Source organism: Streptomyces sp. NPDC104226, from assembly GCF_055584085.1.
The window spans coordinates 150998-173287 of the sequence record NZ_JBVJMS010000005.1 but is presented as its reverse complement, the minus strand read 5'-3'; the positions used below and the strand labels follow the sequence as shown (position 1 = coordinate 173287).

The window sequence follows — 22290 nt, the reverse complement described above, 5'->3', positions numbered from 1 at the left end:
CCTACGCCGGGAACCGCCGGTCCACCCAGCGGAAGGTGAACTCGATGAGGACGGCCGCCACGGCGGCGATGCCGACGGCGGTCCACGGCATCACGGCGCCCTCCAGCTTGAGCTGGAAGAACTCCTGCAGCCAGGGCACGACGAGCACGATCAGGAACGCCCCGCCCATCGCTCCGACCAGGCCGACCCGCCACCAGGTGTAGGGGCGGGCGATGATCGCCAGCACCCACATCGAGGTCAGGAACAGCGCGAGCGTCGCGGCGCTGGTCTCGGCCTTGAGGGCGTCGGGGCCGGTGTAGTAGTGGCGGGCGATCATGTACGTCACGAAGCAGGCGACGGCGGCGATGACCCCGCCCGGGATCGCGTACCGCATCACGCGTTTCACGAAGTGCGGCTTGGCCCGCTCCTTGTTGGGGGCGAGGGCGAGGAAGAAGGCCGGGATGCCGATCGTGAGGGTGGACAGCAGCGTCAGGTGGCGGGGCAGGAAGGGGTACTCCACCTGCCAGCACACCACCAGGATGGCCAGCAGCACCGAGTAGACCGTCTTCGTGAGGAAGAGGGTGGCGACGCGGGTGATGTTGCCGATGACCCGGCGGCCTTCGGCGACCACCGACGGCAGGGTGGAGAAGCTGTTGTTGAGGAGGACGATCTGCGCGACGGCCCGGGTGGCCTCCGAGCCGGAGCCCATGCTGACGCCGATGTCGGCGTCCTTGAGCGCGAGCACGTCGTTGACCCCGTCGCCGGTCATCGCGACCGTGTGGCCCCGGGACTGGAGGGCGGCGACCATGTCGCGCTTCTGCTGCGGGGTGACCCGCCCGAAGACGGCGTTCCCGTCGAGGACCTCGGCCATCTCCCCCTGGTCGGTGGGGAGCGTACGGGCGTCGACGGTGTTCTCGGCGCCGGGCAGGCCCAGCTTGCCGGCGACCGCGCCGACCGAGACGGCGTTGTCCCCGGAGATCACCTTGGCCTTGACGTCCTGGTCGTCGAAGTAGCGCAGGGTGTCGGCGGCGTCGGGGCGCAGCCGCTGCTCCAGGACGACGAGGGCGGTCGGCCTGACCCCGGTGGCCACGCCCGGGTCGTCGAGCTCGACGGCGGCCCGTCCCAGCAGGAGGACCCGCAGGCCCTGCTCGTTGAGCTCGTTGATCTCCTCCAGGGCCGGGTCCCCGGCCGGGAGCAGCACGTCGGGGGCGCCGAGCAGCCAGGTGTTGTTCTCGCCGTCGCCCTCGCTGAAGCTGGCGCCGCTGTACTTGCGGGCGGAGGAGAAGGGCAGTGATTCGGTGCAGCGCCACTCGGCGCTGTCGGGGTAGGCGTCGATGATCGCCTGGAGGCTGGCGTTGGGGCGGGGGTCGCTCTCGCCGAGCGCGCCGAGGACCTTCTTGACGTACGAGGCGTCCGCGCCGCCGAGCGGGCGGCACTCGGTGACGTCCATGCCGCCCTCGGTGAGGGTGCCGGTCTTGTCGAGGCAGACCACGTCCACGCGGGCGAGCCCCTCGATGGCGGGCAGCTCCTGCACCAGGCACTGCTTGCGGCCGAGCCGGATGACGCCGATGGCGAAGGCGACGGAGGTGAGGAGGACGAGGCCTTCGGGGATCATCGGGACGATGCCGCCGACGGTGCGGGCGATGGCGTCCTTGAGGTTGTTGTCCTTGACGACCAGCTGGCTGATGATCAGGCCGATGGAGGTCGGGATCATCATCCAGGTGACGTACTTGAGGATGGTGGAGATGCCGGAGCGCAGCTCGGAGTGGACGAGCGTGAACCGGGAGGCCTCTTCGGCGAGCTGGGCGGCGTAGGCCTCGCGGCCCACCTTGGTGGCCGTGAAGGCGCCGCCGCCGGCGACGACGAACGAGCCGGACATGACCGGGTCGCCGGGCTTCTTCAGGACGGGGTCGGCCTCGCCGGTGAGCAGCGATTCGTCGATCTCCAGTCCGTCGGCCTCGCCGACGAGTCCGTCGACGACGACCTTGTCGCCGGGGCCGAGCTCGATGACGTCGTCGAGGACGATCTCGGAGGTGGAGATCTCGGCGGTGCGGCCGTCGCGGCGGACGCTGGGTTTGGCCTCGCCGATGACGGCGAGGCCGTCGAGGGTCTTCTTGGCGCGCATCTCCTGGATGATGCCGATGCCGGTGTTCGCGATGATCACGAAGCCGAAGAGGCTGTCCTGGATCGGCGCGACGAAGAACATGATCACCCAGAGGACGCCGATGATGGCGTTGAAGCGGGTGAAGACGTTGGCGCGGACGATCTCGGACGTGGAGCGGCTGCTGCGGACGGGGACGTCGTTGACCGCTCCGCGGGCGACGCGCTCGGCGACCTCGGTGGTGCTGAGACCTGCCGGCTTGAACCTGGGCGCGGGCGGCTTGACCGGGTGTACGGGATCCAACTCGGCCCCCGCGTCGATGGCGGTCCCGGCGGCCGCGCCGCCCCCGCCCGGCTCCGGCCCGTCTGATGCGCTCTGCGCCCGCTCCGTCATGGTTCCGACGTTAAGGGGCGAATCCCCCACCCACCCGCCGAAAGATACGAATATCCGACTTCCGGATGAGCCGAATCCTCCCCGAGTACCCCCTAGGGGCCGGGCCGCCCGCGCAGCGGCCCGCCAGGGGTGCGGGGAACTGCGCGACCAGCCACAGCGGACCCGCACGGGAGCGCGCGGGCCCCGCAGACGGGTCGCAGCCGGCCCGCGCGGGAGGTCGGGCGCTAGCCCGCTTGGGGGGACGGGGCCGACGGGTCGGCTTCGCCCCGAGCGGCCAGCTCCGCCGCGTGCCGCCGCAGAGCGGCCTCGCGGCCGCGGACGTACCAGAGGCCGATCAGGCCGAGGACCCCGCCGACCGCGCAGGTCCAGACCCACCACAGCATGCCCCGGTCCGCGAACCACCCGTAGAAGGGGAGCTGGAAGAGGAAGAGGGCGAACCACAGGATCGTGCCGCCGGCCACGGTGCCCACGATCGGGCCCTCAAGGGGCTCGGGGGCCTCGTGCGTCGCAGTCCATTTCGCCATGGTGACCAGTCTAGGCCGGTCGGCGGAGGGTCTACGCGCGGAGATGGACGCCCTCTCGTTCATGTGTTCATACTGAAACGATTTGGGCTTGGCCCGATTTCTTCGTAGGAAACCACCACTGCATCACCGCTGAGGACCAGGACCCCCATGAGCACGTCGGCCCCCGCTTCTTCCGTGGACCGCTACTTCAAGATCTCCGAGCGCGGCTCGACCATCGGCCGCGAGGTACGGGGCGGCTTCGCCACCTTCTTCGCGATGGCCTACATCATCGTGCTGAACCCGATCATCCTGGGCAGCGCGAAGGACATGTACGGCCACCAGCTCGACGGCGGCCAGCTGGTCACCGCCACCGTGCTGACCGCCGCCTTCACCACCCTCCTCATGGGCGTGATCGGCAACGTCCCGATCGCCCTCGCCGCCGGGCTCGGCGTCAACACCGTGGTCGCCCTCCAGCTCGCCCCGCGCATGAGCTGGCCCGACGCCATGGGCATGGTGGTCCTGGCCGGCTTCGTGGTGATGCTGCTGGTCGCCACCGGTCTGCGCGAGCGGGTCATGAACGCGGTCCCGCTCGGCCTGCGCAAGGGCATCGCGATCGGCATCGGCCTGTTCATCCTGCTGATCGGCCTGGTCGACTCGGGCTTCGTCACCCGCATGCCGGACCTCGCCCACACCACGGTCCCGATCCAGCTCGGCAGCAACGGCCACCTGCACGGCTGGCCCGTCCTGATCTTCGTGGTCGGCGTCCTGCTGACGCTGACCCTGATCATCCGCAAGACCCCCGGCGCGATCCTGATCTCCATCGTGGCCATGACCGTCGCCGCCCTGGTGGTCCAGCTGGTCACCAAGCTCCCGGACACCGCCTGGGGCCTGACCGTCCCGGAGTGGCCGGGCAACCCGGTGGCCGCCCCCGACTTCGGCCTCATCGGTCAGGTCAGCCTGTTCGGCGGCTTCGGCAAGGTCGGCGTACTGACCGGCGTCCTGTTCGTCTTCACCGTGCTGCTGTCCTGCTTCTTCGACGCGATGGGCACCATCCTGGGCGTCGGCGACGAGGCCAAGCTGACGAAGCCGGACGGCTCCTTCCCCGGCATCAACCGGGTGCTCTTCGTCGACGGCATGGCCGTCGCCGCGGGCGGCGCCTCCTCCTCCTCGGCCACCACCTGCTTCGTGGAGTCCACGGCCGGCGTCGGCGAGGGGGCCAGGACCGGCCTCGCGAACATCGTGACCGGCGGCCTCTTCACCGTCTCGCTGTTCCTCACGCCGCTCGCCACGATGGTCCCCTCACAGGCGGCCACGCCCGCGCTCGTCGCGGTCGGCTTCCTGATCATGGCCGGCTCGGTCAGGGACATCGACTGGAACGACTTCACCATCGCCGTCCCGGCCTTCCTGGCCATGGTGATGATGCCGTTCACGTACTCGATCACCAACGGCATCGGCATCGGCTTCGTGGCCTTCTCCGTGCTGCGGCTGGCGACCGGCCGGGGCCGCGAGGTCCCGGTGGCCATGTACGTCGTGTCCGCGGTCTTCGTCTTCTACTACGCGATGCCGGCGCTGGGCCTCACGTAAGCCCGTAGAACTTCTCCGTCTCGTCGACGGCGGCCTTGAAGCGTTCGTCGAAATCGTCGCGAATGAGCGTCCGGACCACATAGTCCTGGACGCTCATTCCGCGTTTGGCGGCATGAGTCCGGAGCCTGTCGAGGAGCTCCCCGTCTATGCGCATGCTCAGCACATGTGTCCCCATGCCGAAAGGGTCGGGGCACAGGGCATGGACGCGTGTCACTTTCCGGAGCCGACTCACCCGTACGAGTGACACCAGATAACCGTTGTTCCTTAGGAAGAGTAATGAGTTACTCTAAATACATGCATGACCTTTCCCATGGCGACGACGCAGCCGCCGTGAACGACCTCCGCTCCGCCGTCATGCGGCTGGGCAGGCGCCTCAAGCACCAGCGCGTCGACGAATCGCTGAGCCCGACCGAGATGTCGGTCCTCGGCACCCTCGCCCGCTGCGGCCAGGCCACCCCCGGTGAGCTGGCCCGGCGCGAGCACGTGCAGCCGCCGTCCATGACGCGCATCGTCGCGTTGCTGGAAGCCAAGGGACTGGTCACGCTGGAACCGCACCCCGACGACCGCCGCCAGAAGGTGGTCCGCCAGACGGAGGAGGCCGAGGCGATGCTCGAAGAGAGCCGTCGCAAGCGCAACGCCTTCCTCGCCGGGCTCGCGGCCGAGCTGACCGAGGACGAATGGGCGAAGCTCCGCGAAGCCGCGCCCGTCCTGGACAAGCTCGCGCACCTATAGGAACGACGCCAGGAGGCGAACCCTTTTGAGTACGGGACCCGGAGCAGACTCCGCCCCCGGCCACACATCCACCACTACACGCACGCCGGGCACCGCACCGCACAAGAACTCGATGTTCAGCTCGCTGAAGATCCGGAACTACCGGCTCTTCGCCACGGGCCAGGCCGTCTCGAACACCGGCACCTGGATGCAGCGCATCGCACAGGACTGGCTGGTCCTGTCCCTGACCGGATCCGCCTCCGCGGTCGGCATCACCATCGCGCTGCAGTTCCTGCCGATGATGCTGTTCGGGCTCTACGGAGGCGTACTCGCCGACCGGCTCCCCAAGCGGCCGCTGCTGCTCTGCACCCAAGCCGCCATGGGCCTCACCGGCCTCGCGCTCGGTGTCCTCACCCTCGCCGGCCACGTCAACGTCTGGCACGTCTACCTCGCCGCCTTCCTCCTCGGCCTGGTCACCGTCGTGGACAACCCGGCCCGCCAGACCTTCGTCTCCGAGATGGTCGGCAAGGACCAGGTGGCCAACGCGGTCAGCCTGAACTCGGCCAACTTCCAGTCCGCGCGCCTGGTCGGCCCGGCCATCGCCGGTGTCCTCATCACCGCCGTCGGCTCCGGCTGGGCCTTCCTGCTCAACGGCCTGTCCTTCGCCGCACCCCTCGCGGCCCTGCTGATGATGCGGACCCGGGACCTGCACCCGGTCGAGGTCCAGCCCCGCGCCAAGGGCCAGCTCCGGGAGGGCCTGCGGTACGTTGCCGGACGGCCCGAGCTGATCTGGCCGATCGTGCTCGTCGGGTTCATCGGCACCTTCGGCTTCAACTTCCCGATCTGGCTGTCGGCCTTCGTCAGCAAGGTCTTCCACGGGGACGCGGGCACGTACGGGCTCTTCAACACCCTGATCGCGGCGGGCTCCCTGGCGGGCGCCCTGCTGGCGGCCCGCCGGGGCCTCTCCCGGCTGCGGCTGCTGGTCGCGGCGGCGGTGCTGTTCTCCGTACTCCTCCTGGTGACGGCCTTCGCACCGAGCTTCTGGCTGTTCGCGGCGCTCCTCGTCCCGATCGGGGTCTTCGGCCTGACGGTGAACGTCACCGCCAACTCCAGCGTCCAGATGGCCACCGACCCCGAGATGCGGGGCCGGGTGATGGCCCTGTTCATGATGGTCTTCACCGGCGGCACCCCGATCGGGGCCCCGCTGGTCGGCTGGATCACGGACACGTACGGCGCGCGGATCGGCATGGCCGCGGGCGGAGCGGTCTCCCTGGCCGCCGCCGTCACGATCGGCCTCGTCCTCTCGCGCGTCGGCAACCTCCGCCTCAGCGTGAACCGCCACGGCGTGACCTTCGTCCCGTCGGACCGCCGCCGCCAGCTGGCGACGGCGGCGTAGGCCCTCGCGGGGGTGCTCCGGGCACCCCCGCAGGCCTACGCTCGGCCCATGAGACTGTTCGCAGCCGTCATCCCGCCCGAGGCGGGCCGCGCGGAACTCGCCGGGGCCGTACACGGCCTGCGCGACGACCGGCTGCGCTGGACCGCGGAAGCCGGCTGGCACTTCACGCTCGCCTTCATGGGCGAGGTCCACGACGAGGTCCTCCCCGAACTGCACGCCCGCCTCGCCCGCGCCGCGGCCCGCAGCGCCCCCTTCCCGCTCCGGATCCACGGCTCCGGGCACTTCGGCCACCGCTCCCTGTGGGCCGGCGCCGCCGGGGACCTCGACGCCCTGCGCATGCTCGCCGAGCGCGCCGACGCCGCCGCCCGCCGCTCCGGGGTGCCCATGGACCAGCACCGCCGCTACACCCCCCACCTCACCCTCGGGCGGCTCCGCGACGAGCAGGGCGACCTCCGGCCCTACTGCACGGCCCTGGCCCCCTTCGAGGGCACCGGCTGGCAGGTCGGCGAGCTCAGCCTGGTCCGCAGCAACCTGCCCGTCTCCGGCGTCCCCGGCGAACAGCCCCGCTACGAGGTCGTCGGCTCCTGGGAACTGGGAGAGCCCGCCCCTCCGTACGAAGGGCGGGCCCGGTCGCGTTAGGCTCGACGGGTGGATCCCAAGACCAGAAACCGCGTCATGGCCGGTGTGCTCGTACTGATGTTCGTCGTGGTGGCGGTGGCCGCCGCGGTCGGCCAGTAGGACCGACCCGCGACACCTACCAGGCGAACGCCTCCGGCGCCGCACCCGGCCCCGGGAAGACCTCGTCCAGTCCCGCCAGCACCTCCGGCGACAGTTCCAGCTCCACCGCCCGCAGCGCGGACGCGAGCTGCTCCGGCGTACGCGGACCGACGATCGGACCCGTGACCCCGGGACGCGTCAGCAGCCAGGCCAGCGCGACCTCGCCGGGCTCCAGTCCGTGCTTGTCCAGCAGGTCCTCGTACGCCTGCACCTGCGCCCGTACGGAACTGTTCGCGAGCGCGTCCGCCGAGCGTCCGCTCGCCGAGCGACCCGACTCCGAGGCCTTGCGGATCGCCCCGCCCAGCAGCCCGCCGTGCAGCGGGGACCACGGGATGACGCCGAGCCCGTACGCCTCGGCCGCCGGGATGATCTCCAGCTCCGCCCGCCGCTCGGCGAGGTTGTAGAGGCACTGCTCGCTCACCAGGCCGAGCCGCCCCGAGCGCGCCGCGGCCTCGTTGGCCTGGGCGATCTTCCAGCCGGGGAAGTTCGAGGAGCCGGCGTAGAGGACCTTGCCCTGCTGGATCAGGACCTCGACGGCCTGCCAGATCTCCTCGAAGGGCGTCAGCCGGTCCACGTGGTGGAACTGGTAGATGTCGATGTAGTCGGTGTTCAGGCGCTTGAGGCTGGCGTCGACGGCCCGCCGGATGTTCAGCGCCGACAGGCGGTCGTAGTTGGGCCACGGGTCGCCCTCGGCGGCCATGTTCCCGTAGACCTTGGTGGCGAGGACCGTCTTCTCCCGACGGCCACCGCCCTGGCTGAACCAGGTACCGATGATCTCCTCGGTACGTCCCTTGTTCTCGCCCCACCCGTACACGTTGGCCGTGTCGAAGTAGTTGATGCCGGCGTCGAGGGCCGTGTCCATGAGGGCGTGGCTCTCCGGCTCTCCCGTCTGGGGGCCGAAGTTCATGGTGCCGAGGACAAGTCGGCTGACCTTGAGACCGGTGCGTCCGAGCTGCGTGTACTCCATGGGCCACTAGCCAACTGCCTGGAGTGCGCTCGAAGCAAGACCCGCCCGTGAAGGACGTGTTACGTGTCCTGCCGCGGGCGGTACGGGCCGCCGAGGCCCCAGGCCTGGTGGAGGACCGCCGCGAACTCCCCCGCGAGGCGGTGCTCTCCGGAGGCGTTGGGGTGCGTGCCGTCGTAGGTGTCCCGGTCGATCTCGTACGCCTCCGGGCGCGCGGCCAGCAGGATCGGCGAGGCGGGGGTCGACAGGTCGGCCACGGCCTTGGCGAGGAGCTCGTTGAAGAGCTCGACCTGCCGCGCGAAGGGCGCGTCGTCCCGGGCCCGGACGTTGGGTATGACGGGCAGCAGGACCATGCGGATCCCGGGCCGGGCGGCGCGGGCCTCCGTGATGAAGCGGCGGACGTTGGCGGCCGTGCCCTCGGCGGCGGTGTAGAAGCCCAGGTCGATCAGGCCGAGGGAGACCAGCAGCACGTCGGCCCCGGCGGCGCCCGCGGCCGGCCCGATGAGCGGGGCCATGTGCTGCCAGCCCTCGCCCCAGCCGGCCAGGTGGCGGCGGGCATCGGCGGGGAAGCCGGGGTCGGCGTACGCGTCGCTGGCCGGCGCGTCCGCGACGGCGTCGTAGAGACCGCTGCGGGGGCCGACGATCTCGTACGGGCCGCCGAAGGTGGTGTCGAGGTGCTGCCACATCCGGTAGCGCCAGGTGTAGTCGCCGGCGCGCCCGATGGTCATGGAGTCCCCGACGAACATGAAACGCATCCGGTCATCTTCGCGGATCAAGGGGGCGCGGCTCCTGTGATGCCGGACACGCGGGCCCGGCTGGCAGGCTAGGGGGATGCGCCCGCACCTGCTGCCCCTGACCGCCGCCGCCGCTGTTGCTCTCGCCCTGCTGCCCTCGGTCGCCGCCGCGTCCGGGCCCGGCGCGTCCGGGTTCACGATCACCGACCCGCGGATCAAGGAGTCGAGCGGGCTCGCGGCCAGCCGGATCCACCCTGGCGTCTACTGGACGCACAACGACAGCGACGACGGCCCGTACGTCTACGCCGTGGACTCCGCGACCGGGAAGACGGTCGCGCGGATCACCCTGACGGGCATCGGCACCCCCCGGGACGTCGAAGGCATCTCCCTCGGCCCGGACGGCAACCTCTACGTCGGCGACATCGGCGACAACCGCGGCGGCACCTGGAACCACGTGTGGATCTACCGCTTCGCCGAGCCGAAGACCCTCGCGGACACCACCCTCAAGGCCGAGCAGTTCACCGTGAAGTACGCCGACGGGCCGCGGAACGCGGAGGCGCTGATGGTCCACCCGGTGACGGGCCGGGTGTACATCGCCAGCAAGGACGAGAAGGCCGGAGGCCTCTACGAGGGCCCGCAGACCCTGTCCGTCTCCGGCACCAACACCTTCCGCCGCATCGGGGACGTCCCGTGGGTCACGGACGGGGCGTTCTCCCCGGACGGGGGTCGGCTCGTACTCCGCGGATACCTGTGGGCGAAGGCGTACCCGTGGAAGGACGGCCGCCCGGCCGGGGACGGGGAGGCGGTGGCCGCGCCCTGGCAGGGGCAGGCGGAGTCGGTCACGTACTCGGCGGACGGGTCGACGCTGCTGTTCGGCGCGGAGGGGGTGAACAGCCGGGTCGTCGCCGTCCCGGTGGCGCCGGCGACCGCGAAGCCCTCGCCCCCGCCCTCCGGCTCCGCCGCGCCGGCCCCGGGCGCGCCCGGGGAACCCGGCCAACCCGCCTCCGGCAGCTTCACGAAGGGCGCGCTCGTCCTCGTCGCGGCCCTCGCCCTCACCCTGGCCGCGAAGCGCCTCCTCCGCCGCCGCCCGAAGCCCTGACCCTCCGGGCCTGGGTCCGGCCCCCGCAGCGGGGGCGGCGGGCCCTGCGGGGCGAAGTCCCCTACCCACCCTTCCACCGTTCCCCGGGCCGGCCCGGACCCGCGCCTCAAACGCCGGCGGGGCTGAAAGGGGGCCCCGGGCTGCGCCCGGACCCCTGGGGCTCCGCCCCAGACCCCGGTCCTCAAACGCCGGACGGCTAAAAGGAACACACCCCGGCCGGGGCTGGACATGTGGCCGGTCAGAGTCGATCGGGGTGCCGGGGTGGGGACGGGGGTGGGGTGGGGTGTTGGTCTGGACGTAAAACGTGATTTGTGGCGCGAGAACAGGCCGTCTCCCTGTCGAAGCCGATGTCAGGGCGCCTAAATCATGAGTCCAGACCAACACCCCACCCCACCCCCGGCCCCGCCCCACCCGCAGCAGGCCCAGCCCCACCCCGCCAGGGACCCCTTACGCGCCCTGGATCGGGATCTCCTGGGTTTCCGTGGGCGGGGCCGGCTGGGACATCGTCGCGAGGAGTTGGCGGGCCAGGCCCAGGCCCGTGCCGCCCATCGTCAGGGCCTTCGCGAACATCTCCGACATGCCCTCCGCCCCGTTCAGGAGGATCATGTGCTCGACGTTGCCGAAGGCGCCCGCTCCCGCCTCCACGATCGCCGGCCAGTTCTCGGCGAGCTGCTGCGCGACCACCGCCTCCTGGTTCTCCGCCAGCGCGGCGGCCCGCGCCTTGATGGCCGTCGCCTCCGCGAGGCCCTTCGCCTTGGCGGCCTCCGCCAGCGCCAGCCCGTTCGCCTGGGCCGAGGCCGCCTCCGCGAGGCCCTTGGCCTGGGTCGCCGCCGCCTCCGCCTCGCCCGTCGCGCGGGTGGCCGTCGCCGCGGCCAGCCCCCGGGCCTCCGTGGCCTTCGCGTCGGCCGCGGCCGCCGTCGTCACCCGGGTCGCCTCGGCCGCGGCCGCCAGCTCCGTCTCCTTCGCCTTGGCCTGCGCCGCCGAGATGCGCGCGTCGCGCTCCGCCTCGGCCCGGGTCCGGGTCTCGTACGCCGCCGCGTCCGCCGGCTTGCGGACGTCCGCCTGGAGCTGCTGCTCGCGCCGGTGCGCCTCCAGCTCCGCCACCCGGGTCTCCTGGACCACGACCTCCTGGCGCGCCGCCGCCTCCGACAGCGGCCCCGCCTGGCGGGCCGTCGCGGCCGCCTTGTCCCGCTCGGCCTGGTAGCCGGCCTGGAGGATCTCGCTGTCCCGGGTGGCCTCCGACATCCGCGCGAAGGCGGCCTGTTCGGCCTCGGTGGCCCGCAGGTTGGCGTCCGCCTGGGCGATCCGCGCGTCCCGCTGCACGGCCGCCGCGTGCGGCATCGCCAGGTTCTTGATGTAGCCGGTCGGGTCCTCGATCTCGTGGATCTGCAGCGAGTCGACGATCAGGCCGAGCTTCTCCATCTCGGTCCCGCACGCCGCCCGGGTCTGCCCGGTCAGCTTCTCCCGGTCGCGGATCATGTCCTCGACCGTCAACCCGCCCACGATCGAGCGCAGATGGCCCGCGAAGACGATGTGCACCCGCTCGGGCATCATCTTCTGCTGGTCCAGGAAGCGGCGGGCCGCGTTGGCGATGGACACGAAGTCGTCGCCGATCTTGAAGATGACCACGCCCTTGACCCGCAGCGGGATGCCCTGGTGGGTCACGCAGTCCACGTTCAGCTGGGTTTCGTTGAGGTCCAGCGACAGCTTGCGCACGGCCTGCACGCCGGGCAGCACCAGCGTTCCCCGTCCGGTGACGATGCGGAACCCCATGCCCTCCGCGATGCCCTCGGTCTTGTGCGCGGAGCCGGAGATGACCAGCGCCTCGTTGGGCTCGGCCACCCGCCACATGAGCTTGAACAGGCCGATCGCGGCCGCGATCGCGCCTACGACAATCCCTGCCAGTACGCCGACAGACATCGGCAACTCCCCCTCGTACGCAGTGGCGTTCGCCACCGAAGAAGGCGAGTGTGCGCCCGCGTCAGGGCGGCGTGAAGACGGCGGCCGATTCTTGTCGCCATCTTGATACGGTCCGCCGCGACCAGCCCGTCAGTCCCCGTACGCGGCCATCACGTAGACCGTCCGCGGCGGCAGGTACTCGACCACCGTGACCACCGTCCCGACCGCCAGCCGGCCCGTCCCCGGCGCCGGGTGCGCGAGGAAGTGCTCGGCTCCGCCCCGGATCCGCACGATGACCTCGCCGACCAGCCCCGGACCGACCGTCCCGGTGACCCGGCCGTCCAGTCCCACCATGTCCGATTCCCCCATGCTCCGAGCGTACGGGGCTAACCGCGCGCGGGGTCCTCGTCGAGCCGGTATTCCTCGCCGTCCGCGTGGTAGCCGTACAGCTCCCCGTAGCGGCCCCAGTCCGTGGCCGTCTCCAGCTGCTGCTCCAGCTGCTCGCTCGTGTAGTGGTGCGAGAGCAGGTCGCGGAAGAACCCGGCCCGCTGGGTGCCGCCCCGCGAGCGTTGCAGGGTGGTGTGGATCAGGTGGACGAGCGGGACCTCCATGGCCCCCTGCGCGAACAGTTCCTTCGACTCCTGTACGTCGGCCCCCGCGAAGGCGCTGCCGCGGGCGGTCAGCACCAGGTGCAGGTCCCGTACCTCGGCCAGGCCCAGCAGTTCCAGCCCGTCCACCTGGGGCAGTACGTCGTCCACCTCCAGGCCCAGTTCCTCGGCGAGGTCCGCGATGTCCACGCTGCCGTCGCCGGTGCCGCGCTGGAGCACGATCTCGGCGAGGCCGGCCATCCCGTCGACGCTGGCCGCCGGGAGCGGGGTGTTGGCCGGGGTGCGCTTGGCCGGCGGGGCCGTGGGCGTGCTGGCGGCGGCCTGGGCGGTGCGGCCGGTCATCACCGCGTACACGGCGTCCACGATCCGCTCGAACTCGGCGCTCCCCCGGTCCCGGGGGCGGGCCAGGTCCACCGCGAAGGTCTCCTTGATGGTTCCGTAGGGCCGCGAGCCCAGCACCACCACCCGGTCGGCCATCAGCACGGCCTCCTCGATGTTGTGCGTGACCAGCACCACCGCCTTGGCGGGGAAGCGGTCGGAGGCCCACAGCTCCATCAGCTCACCGCGCAGGTTCTCGGCGGTGAGCACGTCCAGGGCGGAGAACGGCTCGTCCATCATCAGCACGTCGGGTTCCACGACCAGGGCCCGGGCGAAGCCGACGCGCTGGCGCATCCCGCCGCTGAGCTCCTTGGGGTAGGCCGACTCGAAGCCGTCCAGGCCGATCAGGTCGATGGCCTCCACCGCCTGGCGGGCCCGCGACTCGCGGTCCATGCCCTTGGCCTCCAGGCCCAGTTCCACGTTCTGCTGCACCGTCAGCCAGGGCAGCAGCGCGAAGGTCTGGAACACCATCGCCGTGCCGGGGTTCGCCCCGCGCAGCTCCTCGCCCCGGTAGGTGACCGAGCCGGAGCTGGCGGGGATCAGCCCGGCGAGGCAGCGCAGCAGGGTGGACTTGCCGCTGCCGGACTTCCCGAGGAGGGCGACGATCTCGCCCTCGCGGATCTCCAGGTCGATGCCGCCGAGCACGGGCAGTTCCCCGTCGGCGCCGGCGTAGGACTTGGTGAGGGCGGCGGCCTGGAGGATCGTGGTCATGCGGGGCGGGCTCCTCGGTCGGGCGGGCGAGTGGGCCGGCGGGCCGGCCGGCGGGCGGGGTTCAGATGGAGTAGCGGCGCTCCGCGAGCCGGTACAGGGGCCGCCAGAACAGCCGGTTGAGGCCGACGACGTACAGGCTCATGACGGCGATCCCGGCGATCAGCTTGGGGAAGTCCCCGTCCTCGGTGGCGTGGAAGATGTACGCGCCGAGACCGGTCGCGGACAGCGTCGTCCCGGCGAAGGTGACGACCTCGCCGACGATGGAGGCGTTCCAGGCGCCGCCCGAGGCGGTGATGCCGCCGGTGACGTACGAGGGGAACACGGCCGGGACGATCAGGCGCTTCCAGCGCTGGAGCCCGCGGACGCCGAGGTCGTCCATGGCCTCTTTGAGGTCCGAGGGGATGGCCATGGCTCCGGCGATGGCGTTGAAGAGGATGTACCACTGCGCGCCCAGGGCCATCAGCAGGATGCAGCCGATGTTGATGTTCAGCCCGGTCTTGAGGAAGAACCAGACGGCCACCGGGAAGAGCAGGTTCGCGGGGAAGCTCGCCAGCACCTGCACCACGGGCTGGGCGATCTTCGTGAGCCGGGGCGAGGAGCCGATCCACACGCCCACGGGCACCCACACGACGGTGGCGGCGGCGACGAGCACGATCACCCGCAGGAAGGTGATCAGCCCGAGCAGCAGCGGTTCCCCGAACACCCCGAGGCCGGCTTCGGCTTCGCGCTGGAGGTAGCGCACCAGGTCGTACAGGCCCCACAGGATGACGGCTCCGGCGACGACGGCGAAGACCACGTCGCCGGTCCGGCGGCGGGCCGGATCCACCGACAGCGCCCGGTCGTCGCGGCCCAGTACGCGGGCGGCCCGGCCGGTGGCCTCGCGGGCGGGGGCGGTGGCGCGGCCGAGCATGCGGGGCCAGTGGGAGCGGCGCAGGAAGTCCAGTACGAAGCTGCGCTGGACGTCGGTGGACTCCGACTGCTCGTTCTTGTACTTCTCCGCCCAGGCCGTGAGGGGCCGCCAGAAGAAGAAGTTGACGGTGACGATGGTGACGGTCATCGCGAGGATGACCCAGGCGATCTTCCCGAGGTCCCCCTCGCCGATCGCGGTGCCCGCGTACGAGCCGAGGCCGGGGACGGCGTACTCCTGCCCGGAGACGGAGACCGCCTCGGAGGCCACGAGCATGAACCAGCCGCCGGCGAAGCTCATCATGCCGTTCCACACCAGGTCGATGACCCCGGCGGGGACCTCCACGCGCCAGAAGCGCATCCAGCGGGTGAAGCCGAACGAGCGGGACACCTCGTCGAGTTCGCGGGGGAGGGAGGTCAGGGTGGCGTAGAACCCGAAGGTCATGTTCCAGGCCTGCGAGGTGAAGATGGCGAAGATCACGGCGCATTCGAGGCCGAGGAGCGAGCCGGGGAACAGGGCGACGAAGAAGGTGACGAGGACCGAGAGGAAGCCGAGGACGGGGACGGACTGGAGGATGTCCAGGGCCGGGATGAGCACCCGTTCCAGGCGGCGGCTGCGGGCGGCGGCGTAGGCGTAGCCGAAGGTGAAGACCACGGAGGCGAACAGCGCGATGAACATCCGCAGGACGCTGCGGGCGGCGTAGTACGGGAGCTTCGCCGGGTCCGTGTCCACGTCGGGGACGTCGGCGGGGTCGAAGTTGACCGTGGTGCCCTTGCCGACCTGGAGGATCGCGTACCCGAGCACGAGGAAGGCCGCCGCCACGGCGAAGTCGACCCAGGACAGGCGGGTGCGGGTGGGCGCTGCCTGTCCGGTGTGGGTCTCGGGGCGCGTGGAGGTCTTCATCCCGCCCAGCGGATCACGCCTGACGGCCCGTCGCCCTCCGGGCCACCCAACCGGGCGAGGACCGGGACCGGGCCCCCGGCCGCGCGGGCGCCGCGACCGGGCCCTTCGCCCGTTCCGGGGGTCTCCGCCCCGGACCCCCGGCCCGCGGCGCGGGCGGGGCCGGACGGGTCAGGACGGCCGGGCGGGGCAGGAGTGGCCGGACGGGGCAGGAGTGGCCGGACGGGTCAGGAGTGGCCGAGGTCCGAGGCCAGCTCGTCCGTCGCCGGGACCGAACCGGTGTCGGCGGCCGGGCGGAGGGGGAACTCGTCCGCGGCCATCGAGTCCAGGACGGGCGGCGCCGGCCGCGGCGGCTTCGGCATGACCGCGGCTTCCGAGTGGCCGCCGCAGCCGTAGGACAGGGAGACCAGGCGGCCGTCGGCCGGTCCGAACTCGTTCGCGCAGATGCCGAAGGCCTGGCCCAGCGAGCCGCCGATCGCGACGAGGAAGCCGCAGGAGAGGCACGAGGCGGGGGCCGCCTGCGCCATCGGGGTCTTCGCGCCGAAGGACTCGTCCCAGCGGTCGGCCGCGCTGTGCAGTCCGTAGCGGGAGAGCACGCGCGCCCGGCGCATGCCCAGTTCCTCCGCGACGGAGGTGATGGAGCCACGGGCGGGGACCACCGTGCGGTCGGTGACGTCGGCGTCCTCCGCCTCGACCAGATCGGCCATCTCGGTGGAGACCACCGAGTTCGGCGGCGGGGCGTCCTCGCCCGACCAGCCGGCCTCCAGGCGCAGGTCCTCGGCGTCCGTGGGGAGCAGGTCGCCCGGACCCATGTCGCCCGGCCGCAGCCGCTCGCTCCACGGCACCCACTCGGGCGCGAGCAGCGCGTCCTCGCCCGGGAGGAGCACCGTTTCGTCGAGGGTGACGTTCTTCGCGCGGGAGGCACGTGTCACCGTCACGGCCCAGCGCCAGCCGCGGTAGCCGGGGTCCTTGCACTCGAAGAGGTGCGTGACGACCCGGTCACCTTCCGCGAGGGCGGCGGTGTGTTCGCCCACCACTCCGGGGTAGGCGGCTTCTTCGGCCGCCGCTCGGGCGAGGTCCACCGCCTCGACGCACAGGCGGTCGGGGGTACGGCTTCGCGTCGTCGCAGCACTCACAGGTCTCGTTCTCTCCTACGCCGTCTCACGAGTGCGCCGTCCGTACTTGTCGTCCACAACGACCCGTCGGCTGTCCCTACGTAGCGCGGGCGGAGCGGACCAGGGGGCCGCGTCGACGTCCGCGCCCGATCGGGTTCCAGGGCGCGCTCTCCCTGCGACCCATTCTGCGGGATCGCGAAGAGGCGCACGGCCAGGAGCAACCGCCGGTGGCGCGCTACGCACGCTACCTCCTCCGGCGCCTTCGGCCCACATGCAAGGTCCGATTCGCGGACACCCGCGGCCAACCTGCGGCCCGGTCGGGGCCCGGTCGGGCCCGAGCCGAGGCCCGGCCGGGTCCCCGCGACGCGCCGGGAAGGGTCCCCGGGGGCCGAGTGGGGCAGTATGGCCACGTGGCACCCGTACGGTCGTCCGATGACGGCTCGGGACCGGCCAGGCGGGCCGGCCGGGCCATCGGGCGTGCCCTGCACCTGCCCTTCACCGGTACGGCGCGCGGAATCCGGCGGGCCACGCACGCGCACGGGGCGGGCGAATCGGGTCTCGGCAAGCTGATCGAGCTGCACGCGATCAACGGCGCCGGTGATGTGATGATCACAGTTGCGCTCGCCTCCACCGTCTTCTTCTCCGTCCCCACGGACGAGGCACGCGGCCGAGTGGCCCTGTACCTCGCCATCACGATGGCCCCCTTCACCCTGCTGGCCCCGGTGATCGGCCCCCTGCTGGACCGGCTGCCGCACGGGCGGCGGGCCGCGATGGCCGGCGCGATGCTCACCCGGGCCCTGCTGGCCGTGATGATGTCGGGCGCGGTGGCCACGGGCGGCCTGGAGCTGTACCCCGCCGCCCTCGGCGTCCTCGTCGCCTCCAAGGCCTACGGGGTGGTCCGCAGCGCGGTGGTCCCGCGCCTCCTCCCACCGGGGTTCTCCCTGGTCAAGGCGAACTCACGGGTCACCCTGGCCGGTCTGCTGGCCACCGGCGCCGCCGCGCCCGTGGGCGCCGCCCTGCACACGATCGGCCCGCCGTGGCCGCTCTACGGGGCGTGCGCGATCTTCATCTGGGGCACCTTCGCGGCGTTCACGCTGCCGCACAAGGTCGACGAGGCGAAGGGCGAGCGCCGGGCCCGGCTCTCCACCCACGAGCCGCACTCCAAACGCCCGGGGCTGCGGACGGTCAGCCGGCCGGTGCTGTGCGGGCTGCTGGCGAACGCGTCGATGCGCGGCCTGTCCGGGTTCCTGATCTTCTTCCTGGCGTTCCTGCTGCGCGAGCACCCGCTCGCCGGGCAGAGCGCGGCGGTGTCGCTGGGCATCGTCGGGGTCGCGGCGGGCGTCGGCAACGCCTGCGGAACCGCCGTCGGGGCCTGGCTCCGGGCCCGCGCGCCCGAGGCGATCATCGCCGCCGTGCTCTCCCTGACCCTCGCGGTGGCCGTCCTCGCGGCGGTCTTCTTCAGCGGGGTGTTCATGGCCGTCCTGGGCGCGACGGCCGGCTTCTGCCAGGCCCTCGCGAAGCTCTCGCTGGACGCGATGATCCAGCGCGACGTGCCCGAGGCCGTCCGTACGTCGGCCTTCGCCCGATCGGAGACCGCGCTCCAGGTGGCCTGGGTCCTGGGCGGAGCGATCGGCATCGCGCTCCCGCTCAACGGCGTCCTCGGCATGTCCGTGGCCGCGGTGGTGGTCGCCCTCGGCACGGTGATGGCCCTGCGCGGCTTCCTCACCTCCCCGCGCCACCAGCACACGACGCCCTCGCGCCCCCGGGTGGCGTAGCCCGCAGCCCTGCGGGGCGTTCACGTGCGGAGTTCACGCCCGGGGTCACGTACAGGGGTGCCGCCGCCACGGCGCCGCACCACGGGACCCCGTGCAGCAAGGCACGCCACCCGCCCGATAGCCTTCGGCTCATGACCGCACCGCTTTTCTCGGGTAGGGCCCGCCGCAGCGTCGCGGCCCTCGGAGCCGTTTCCGCCGGCCTCCTCCTCCTCTCCGCCTGTGACAAGCCGACGCCGCTGGCGACCGTGACGGTCGGCACCTCGTCGGTGTCCACCGAAGCCGCCTGCAGCGACGCCAAGGAGCTCACGGCCGACAAGGTCCAGGAGTGCTTCGCCGACCTCAAGCACGCCAAGAACATCGACTACGGCCGCGGCGACACGCTGCGCCTCGGTGTCGAGCCGGACGTCGTCGAGGACGGCAAGAAGTGGCAGGCGGTCCTCGACGGGCAGCCCATCACCGAGCCCTCCTCGAACACCTACCGCAGCTTCCCCGGCGCCGACCTGTTCGCCACCGGCGGCCAGGGCGAGGCCCCGGCCTCCAAGAAGCTGAACATCGTCCAGGTGTCCGAGGACGGCAAGCCCATCGCCGTCTGGGCCTTCAACGTCAAGCTCAAGTAGTCACGTACCCACCATGCGCGCGCTCATCGTGACCGCGGTGACGGCGGAGGCCGACTCCGTCGTCCGAGGCCTGTCCGGTCCGGTCCCTCATCCGGACCACACCCCCGGCCCGGACCCCGCCCCCGGTCCCGACCACTCTCCCGAGCCGCGCACCCTCCCCGGCGGTTACCTCATCCACCGCCGGGGAGCCCTCGACGTGCTGGTCGCCGGTGTCGGCCCGGCCGCCGCGGCCGCCGGTACCGCGACCGCCCTGGCGCTCGCGGCAGCCCCGGACGGCTACGGCCTCGTCGTCTCCGCCGGCATCGGCGGCGGGTTCGCGCCCGCCGCCCCGATCGGCTCCCTCGTCGTCGCCGACGCGATCGTCGCCGCCGATCTGGGCGCCGAAACCCCGCAGGGGTTCCTGACCGTCACCGAACTCGGCTTCGGCCGCAGCGTGCACCTGCCTCCCGCAGAACTCGCCGCGCGCGCCGCCGAGGCGACCGGTGCGCTGCTCGCGCCCGTGCTGACCGTCTCCACCGTCACCGGCACCGCCGCCCGTACGACCGCCCTCGCCGCCCGGCACCCGCTCGCCGGGGCCGAGGCCATGGAGGGCTTCGGGGTCGCGGAGGCCGCCGCCGCCCACGGGCTTCCCGTGCTGGAGGTCCGTGCCGTCTCCAACGCCGTGGGCCCGCGGGACCGCGACGCCTGGCGGATCGGCGAGGCGCTGACGGCGCTGGCCGACGGCTTCCGGGCACTGGGACCCGTACTCGCTTCCTGGGGAGGACCTTCATGACCTTCACGACCGGAACGAACGCCGCACCGCCCGTGCGGATCGCGTACTCGCCCTGCCCGAACGACACCTTCGTCTTCGACGCCTGGGCCCACGGCCGGGTCGAGGGCGCGCCCGCCCTCGACGTCACCTTCGCCGACATCGACCTCACCAACGGCATGGCCGAACGCGGCGAGCTCGACGTGCTGAAGGTCTCCTACGCCGTCCTGCCGTGGGTGCTGGAGGAGTACGCGCTGCTGCCCTGCGGCGGTGCGCTGGGCCGCGGCTGCGGCCCCCTGGTCCTGACGCGGGAGCCGGGCCTGGACCTGACCGGCAAGACGGTCGCGGTCCCGAGCGAACGCTCCACCGCCTACCTGCTGTTCCGGCTGTGGGCCGCCGACGTGCTGCCCGAAGGCGTCGGCAAGGTGGTCGTCCTCCCCTTCCACGAGATCATGCCCGCCGTGCGCGACGGCCGCGTGGACGCCGGACTGGTCATCCACGAGGCCCGCTTCACCTACCGGGACTACGGACTGCACTGCCTGGCCGACATGGGCGAGCACTGGGAGTCCACCACCGGCCTGCCGATCCCGCTCGGCGCGATCATCGCCAAGCGCTCCCTGGGCGCGGACGCGCTGCGCGCGCTCGCCGGGGCCGCCCGCACGTCGGTCCGGATGGCCTGGGCCGACCCGGAGGCGTCCCGGCCGTACGTACGGGCGCACGCGCAGGAGCTGGACCCGGACGTCGCCGACCAGCACATCGGGCTGTACGTCAACGAGTTCACCGCCGACCTCGGCGAAGCCGGCTACGCGGCGGTGCGCGGGCTGCTGACCCGGGCGGCCGCGGAGGGTCTGGTTCCGGCCATCGCAGCCGACGCGCTGGCCTTCCCGTAGGACACGAACGTGCCCCGCGGCCCTGACGGGCGGCGGGGCACGGTCCTGCGCGGGGCTCAGACGTCGAGCTGGTCGGCCACCGCGCGCAGCATGCCGGCGATCTTCCCGCCGTGCGCCTTGTCGGGGTAACGGCCCCGCTCCAGTTGCTGCGTGACGTTCTCCAGCAGGGTCGTGAGGTCCTGCACGATGGACGCGAGCTCGTCCGGCTTGCGCCGCTGCGCGGCCGCGACGGACGGGGCCGGATCCAGGACGATCACCGAAAGTGCCTGGTCACCGCGTTGTCCAGCGACGACACCGAACTCGACGCGCTGGCCGGGCTTGAGCGCGTCCAACCCGTCGGGGAGCACCGACGAGTGGACGAAGACGTCGCCGCCGTCGTCGCGGGAGAGGAAGCCGAAGCCCTTCTCACTGTTGAACCACTTGACCTTGCCGGTAGGCACGTCCGTCCTCTGTCCTTGCGTTCGTCGGGTGGGAAGCGGGTCGCAGACCCGCACCTCTCAGGCTAGTTGCCCCTCTCCGGAGGACAAGACGTTCCCCGGTCCTTCGCGGGTGACCGCTCCGGCCTGGGAACTACCCTGGTCGGGTGACTGTTACTCCTCAGCCCGAGCCCGCGGACCCCGACGCCGCCCGCCCCGGCGACGCACTCGTCAAAGCCGGCGGCATCGTCTTCATCGTCGGCGCCGTCGCCACGCTCGCCACGATGGCCCCCCTCTTCCTCGGCACGGACCCGTTCCCGTCGTACGCGTGGGCCGTGTGCATGCTCATGGGCGTCGGCTTCATGATCTCGGCGGCGGGCGTGCTGCGCTCGGCCGCCGCACAGCGCACGGCGGCCCGCGCCTCGCAGGCGTAGTACGGCCTAGGCGGTCCGCGTGCGCTCGTACTCCGCGAGCCAGGCGGGCAGCTCCGTGAGGTCCGCCAGGACCACGTCCGCGCCCGCCTCCCGCAGTTCCGGCTCCGGGCACGGGCCGGTCGGGACCGTCACCGACACCGCGCCGGCCGTCCGGGCGCCCCGGACGTCGCCGACGTGGTCGCCGACGTAGACCTGGGCGGCGTACTCGCGCAGGGCGACCGCCTTGGCCTCCGCCCACAGCGAGCCGATCACCGCGTCCGGCTCGATCCCCAGGTGGTCCAGATGCAGGCGGGCGTTGGGCTCGTGCTTGGCGGTCACCACGATCGCGCGGCCGCCGAGCGCCCGGACGGCTTCGACCGCCTCGCGGGCGCCGGGCATCGCCGGGGTCGGCCCGATGGCGTACGCGGGATAGATCTCCCGGTAGCGGTCGGCCATGGCGGGGATCTCCGACTCCGGGAACCAGTACGCGAGCTCCTGGTCCAGCGGCGGGCCGAGGCGCGACACCGTCTGCTCGGTGTCGATGAACGTGCCCGTCTCGGCCGACAGCGCCTCGAAGGCCGCCCTGATGCCCGGCCTGGAGTCGATGAGGGTCATGTCGAGGTCGAATCCGACGGTCAGCTGCGTCTCGGGGCTCATGCCCCCCATTGTGCC

The 22290-nt window shown here is 72.1% G+C and carries 22 protein-coding genes; 10 read left to right on the top strand and 12 right to left on the bottom strand.

The features are described from left to right. Window position 1: 1 nt before the first annotated feature. On the bottom strand, window positions 2-2473 hold the full coding sequence (locus ACZ60J_RS17230) for a cation-translocating P-type ATPase (protein ID WP_469682686.1): 2472 nt from the start codon (window positions 2471-2473) through the stop codon (window positions 2-4). 224 nt (window positions 2474-2697) lie between these two features. Further along, the gene (locus ACZ60J_RS17225) at window positions 2698-2997 is read right to left on the bottom strand and encodes a DUF2530 domain-containing protein (protein WP_469682685.1); all 300 of its coding nucleotides are present in this window, start codon (window positions 2995-2997) and stop codon (window positions 2698-2700) included. A gap of 147 nt (window positions 2998-3144) precedes the next feature. Between ACZ60J_RS17225 and ACZ60J_RS17220 the strand changes: the two genes are divergently transcribed. Beyond that, window positions 3145-4560 (top strand): NCS2 family permease, encoded by a 1416-nt coding sequence (locus ACZ60J_RS17220; protein ID WP_469682684.1) that lies wholly within the window; start codon window positions 3145-3147, stop codon window positions 4558-4560. Here the strand turns inward: ACZ60J_RS17220 and ACZ60J_RS17215 are convergent. Next, window positions 4553-4735: a hypothetical protein gene (locus tag ACZ60J_RS17215; protein ID WP_030156886.1), complete on the bottom strand. Its 183-nt coding sequence runs from the start codon at window positions 4733-4735 to the stop codon at window positions 4553-4555. The genes ACZ60J_RS17220 and ACZ60J_RS17215 overlap by 8 nt on opposite strands. Before the next feature lie 119 nt (window positions 4736-4854). Here ACZ60J_RS17215 and ACZ60J_RS17210 point away from each other — a divergent pair, with 119 nt between their 5' ends. Genes ACZ60J_RS17210 through thpR form a run of 3 tightly spaced genes read left to right on the top strand, consistent with a single transcriptional unit; the run spans window position 4855 to window position 7306 of the window. Next, window positions 4855-5292 carry a MarR family winged helix-turn-helix transcriptional regulator gene (locus tag ACZ60J_RS17210; protein ID WP_214954723.1) on the top strand — a complete coding sequence of 146 codons (438 nt, stop codon included), beginning with the start codon at window positions 4855-4857 and terminating at the stop codon, window positions 5290-5292. Between the two features lie 25 nt (window positions 5293-5317). Further along, the gene (locus ACZ60J_RS17205) at window positions 5318-6667 is read left to right on the top strand and encodes an MFS transporter (RefSeq protein WP_469682683.1); all 1350 of its coding nucleotides are present in this window, start codon (window positions 5318-5320) and stop codon (window positions 6665-6667) included. 48 nt (window positions 6668-6715) lie between these two features. Beyond that, complete coding sequence (thpR, locus tag ACZ60J_RS17200) at window positions 6716-7306, top strand: RNA 2',3'-cyclic phosphodiesterase (RefSeq protein WP_469682682.1); 591 nt, start codon at window positions 6716-6718, stop codon at window positions 7304-7306. A gap of 115 nt (window positions 7307-7421) precedes the next feature. On the opposite strand, the gene ACZ60J_RS17195 is transcribed toward thpR, so the two are convergent. Next, window positions 7422-8411, bottom strand: coding sequence for an aldo/keto reductase (locus ACZ60J_RS17195; RefSeq protein WP_469682680.1), 990 nt, complete (start codon window positions 8409-8411; stop codon window positions 7422-7424). Window positions 8412-8470: 59 nt separating this feature from the next. Continuing rightward, window positions 8471-9163 carry a GDSL-type esterase/lipase family protein gene (locus tag ACZ60J_RS17190; protein WP_469683255.1) on the bottom strand — a complete coding sequence of 231 codons (693 nt, stop codon included), beginning with the start codon at window positions 9161-9163 and terminating at the stop codon, window positions 8471-8473. 76 nt (window positions 9164-9239) lie between these two features. Between ACZ60J_RS17190 and ACZ60J_RS17185 the strand changes: the two genes are divergently transcribed. Further along, the gene (locus tag ACZ60J_RS17185) at window positions 9240-10241 is read left to right on the top strand and encodes a WD40 repeat domain-containing protein (RefSeq protein WP_469682679.1); all 1002 of its coding nucleotides are present in this window, start codon (window positions 9240-9242) and stop codon (window positions 10239-10241) included. A 447-nt stretch (window positions 10242-10688) separates the two neighbouring features. Here ACZ60J_RS17185 and ACZ60J_RS17180 read toward each other — a convergent pair whose 3' ends face one another. The 5 genes from ACZ60J_RS17180 to ACZ60J_RS17160 all read right to left on the bottom strand — a co-directional run bounded on the left by ACZ60J_RS17180 (window position 10689) and on the right by ACZ60J_RS17160 (window position 16780). Then, window positions 10689-12161 (bottom strand): SPFH domain-containing protein, encoded by a 1473-nt coding sequence (locus ACZ60J_RS17180; protein WP_469682678.1) that lies wholly within the window; start codon window positions 12159-12161, stop codon window positions 10689-10691. 129 nt (window positions 12162-12290) lie between these two features. Continuing rightward, window positions 12291-12509 carry a hypothetical protein gene (locus ACZ60J_RS17175; protein ID WP_266878693.1) on the bottom strand — a complete coding sequence of 73 codons (219 nt, stop codon included), beginning with the start codon at window positions 12507-12509 and terminating at the stop codon, window positions 12291-12293. A gap of 17 nt (window positions 12510-12526) precedes the next feature. Next, the gene (locus ACZ60J_RS17170; RefSeq protein ID WP_469682676.1) at window positions 12527-13837 is read right to left on the bottom strand and encodes an ABC transporter ATP-binding protein; all 1311 of its coding nucleotides are present in this window, start codon (window positions 13835-13837) and stop codon (window positions 12527-12529) included. Between the two features lie 61 nt (window positions 13838-13898). Continuing rightward, window positions 13899-15647 (bottom strand): ABC transporter permease, encoded by a 1749-nt coding sequence (locus ACZ60J_RS17165; protein WP_469682675.1) that lies wholly within the window; start codon window positions 15645-15647, stop codon window positions 13899-13901. A gap of 224 nt (window positions 15648-15871) precedes the next feature. After that, the gene (locus tag ACZ60J_RS17160; RefSeq protein WP_469682673.1) at window positions 15872-16780 is read right to left on the bottom strand and encodes a DUF3027 domain-containing protein; all 909 of its coding nucleotides are present in this window, start codon (window positions 16778-16780) and stop codon (window positions 15872-15874) included. A gap of 371 nt (window positions 16781-17151) precedes the next feature. Here ACZ60J_RS17160 and ACZ60J_RS17155 point away from each other — a divergent pair, with 371 nt between their 5' ends. The 4 genes from ACZ60J_RS17155 to ACZ60J_RS17140 all read left to right on the top strand — a co-directional run bounded on the left by ACZ60J_RS17155 (window position 17152) and on the right by ACZ60J_RS17140 (window position 20789). Then, a complete protein-coding gene (locus tag ACZ60J_RS17155; RefSeq protein ID WP_469682672.1) occupies window positions 17152-18534 on the top strand; it encodes an MFS transporter in 1383 nt (460 codons plus the stop codon). 131 nt (window positions 18535-18665) lie between these two features. Beyond that, on the top strand, window positions 18666-19151 hold the full coding sequence (locus ACZ60J_RS17150) for a DUF2771 domain-containing protein (RefSeq protein ID WP_250747456.1): 486 nt from the start codon (window positions 18666-18668) through the stop codon (window positions 19149-19151). Window positions 19152-19164: 13 nt separating this feature from the next. Then, window positions 19165-19923: a futalosine hydrolase gene (locus ACZ60J_RS17145; RefSeq protein WP_469682670.1), complete on the top strand. Its 759-nt coding sequence runs from the start codon at window positions 19165-19167 to the stop codon at window positions 19921-19923. Further along, window positions 19920-20789 (top strand): 1,4-dihydroxy-6-naphthoate synthase, encoded by an 870-nt coding sequence (locus ACZ60J_RS17140; protein WP_469682668.1) that lies wholly within the window; start codon window positions 19920-19922, stop codon window positions 20787-20789. The genes ACZ60J_RS17145 and ACZ60J_RS17140 overlap by 4 nt, the downstream gene beginning before the upstream one ends. A gap of 56 nt (window positions 20790-20845) precedes the next feature. Here ACZ60J_RS17140 and ACZ60J_RS17135 read toward each other — a convergent pair whose 3' ends face one another. After that, on the bottom strand, window positions 20846-21229 hold the full coding sequence (locus ACZ60J_RS17135; RefSeq protein WP_323187858.1) for a cold-shock protein: 384 nt from the start codon (window positions 21227-21229) through the stop codon (window positions 20846-20848). A gap of 143 nt (window positions 21230-21372) precedes the next feature. Between ACZ60J_RS17135 and ACZ60J_RS17130 the strand changes: the two genes are divergently transcribed. Next, the gene (locus ACZ60J_RS17130) at window positions 21373-21639 is read left to right on the top strand and encodes a hypothetical protein (RefSeq protein WP_469682666.1); all 267 of its coding nucleotides are present in this window, start codon (window positions 21373-21375) and stop codon (window positions 21637-21639) included. Window positions 21640-21645: 6 nt separating this feature from the next. Here the strand turns inward: ACZ60J_RS17130 and ACZ60J_RS17125 are convergent, their stop codons facing one another. Beyond that, window positions 21646-22284, bottom strand: a complete 639-nt coding sequence (locus tag ACZ60J_RS17125; RefSeq protein ID WP_469682664.1) for an HAD family hydrolase — start codon at window positions 22282-22284, stop codon at window positions 21646-21648. Window positions 22285-22290 lie beyond the last annotated feature (6 nt).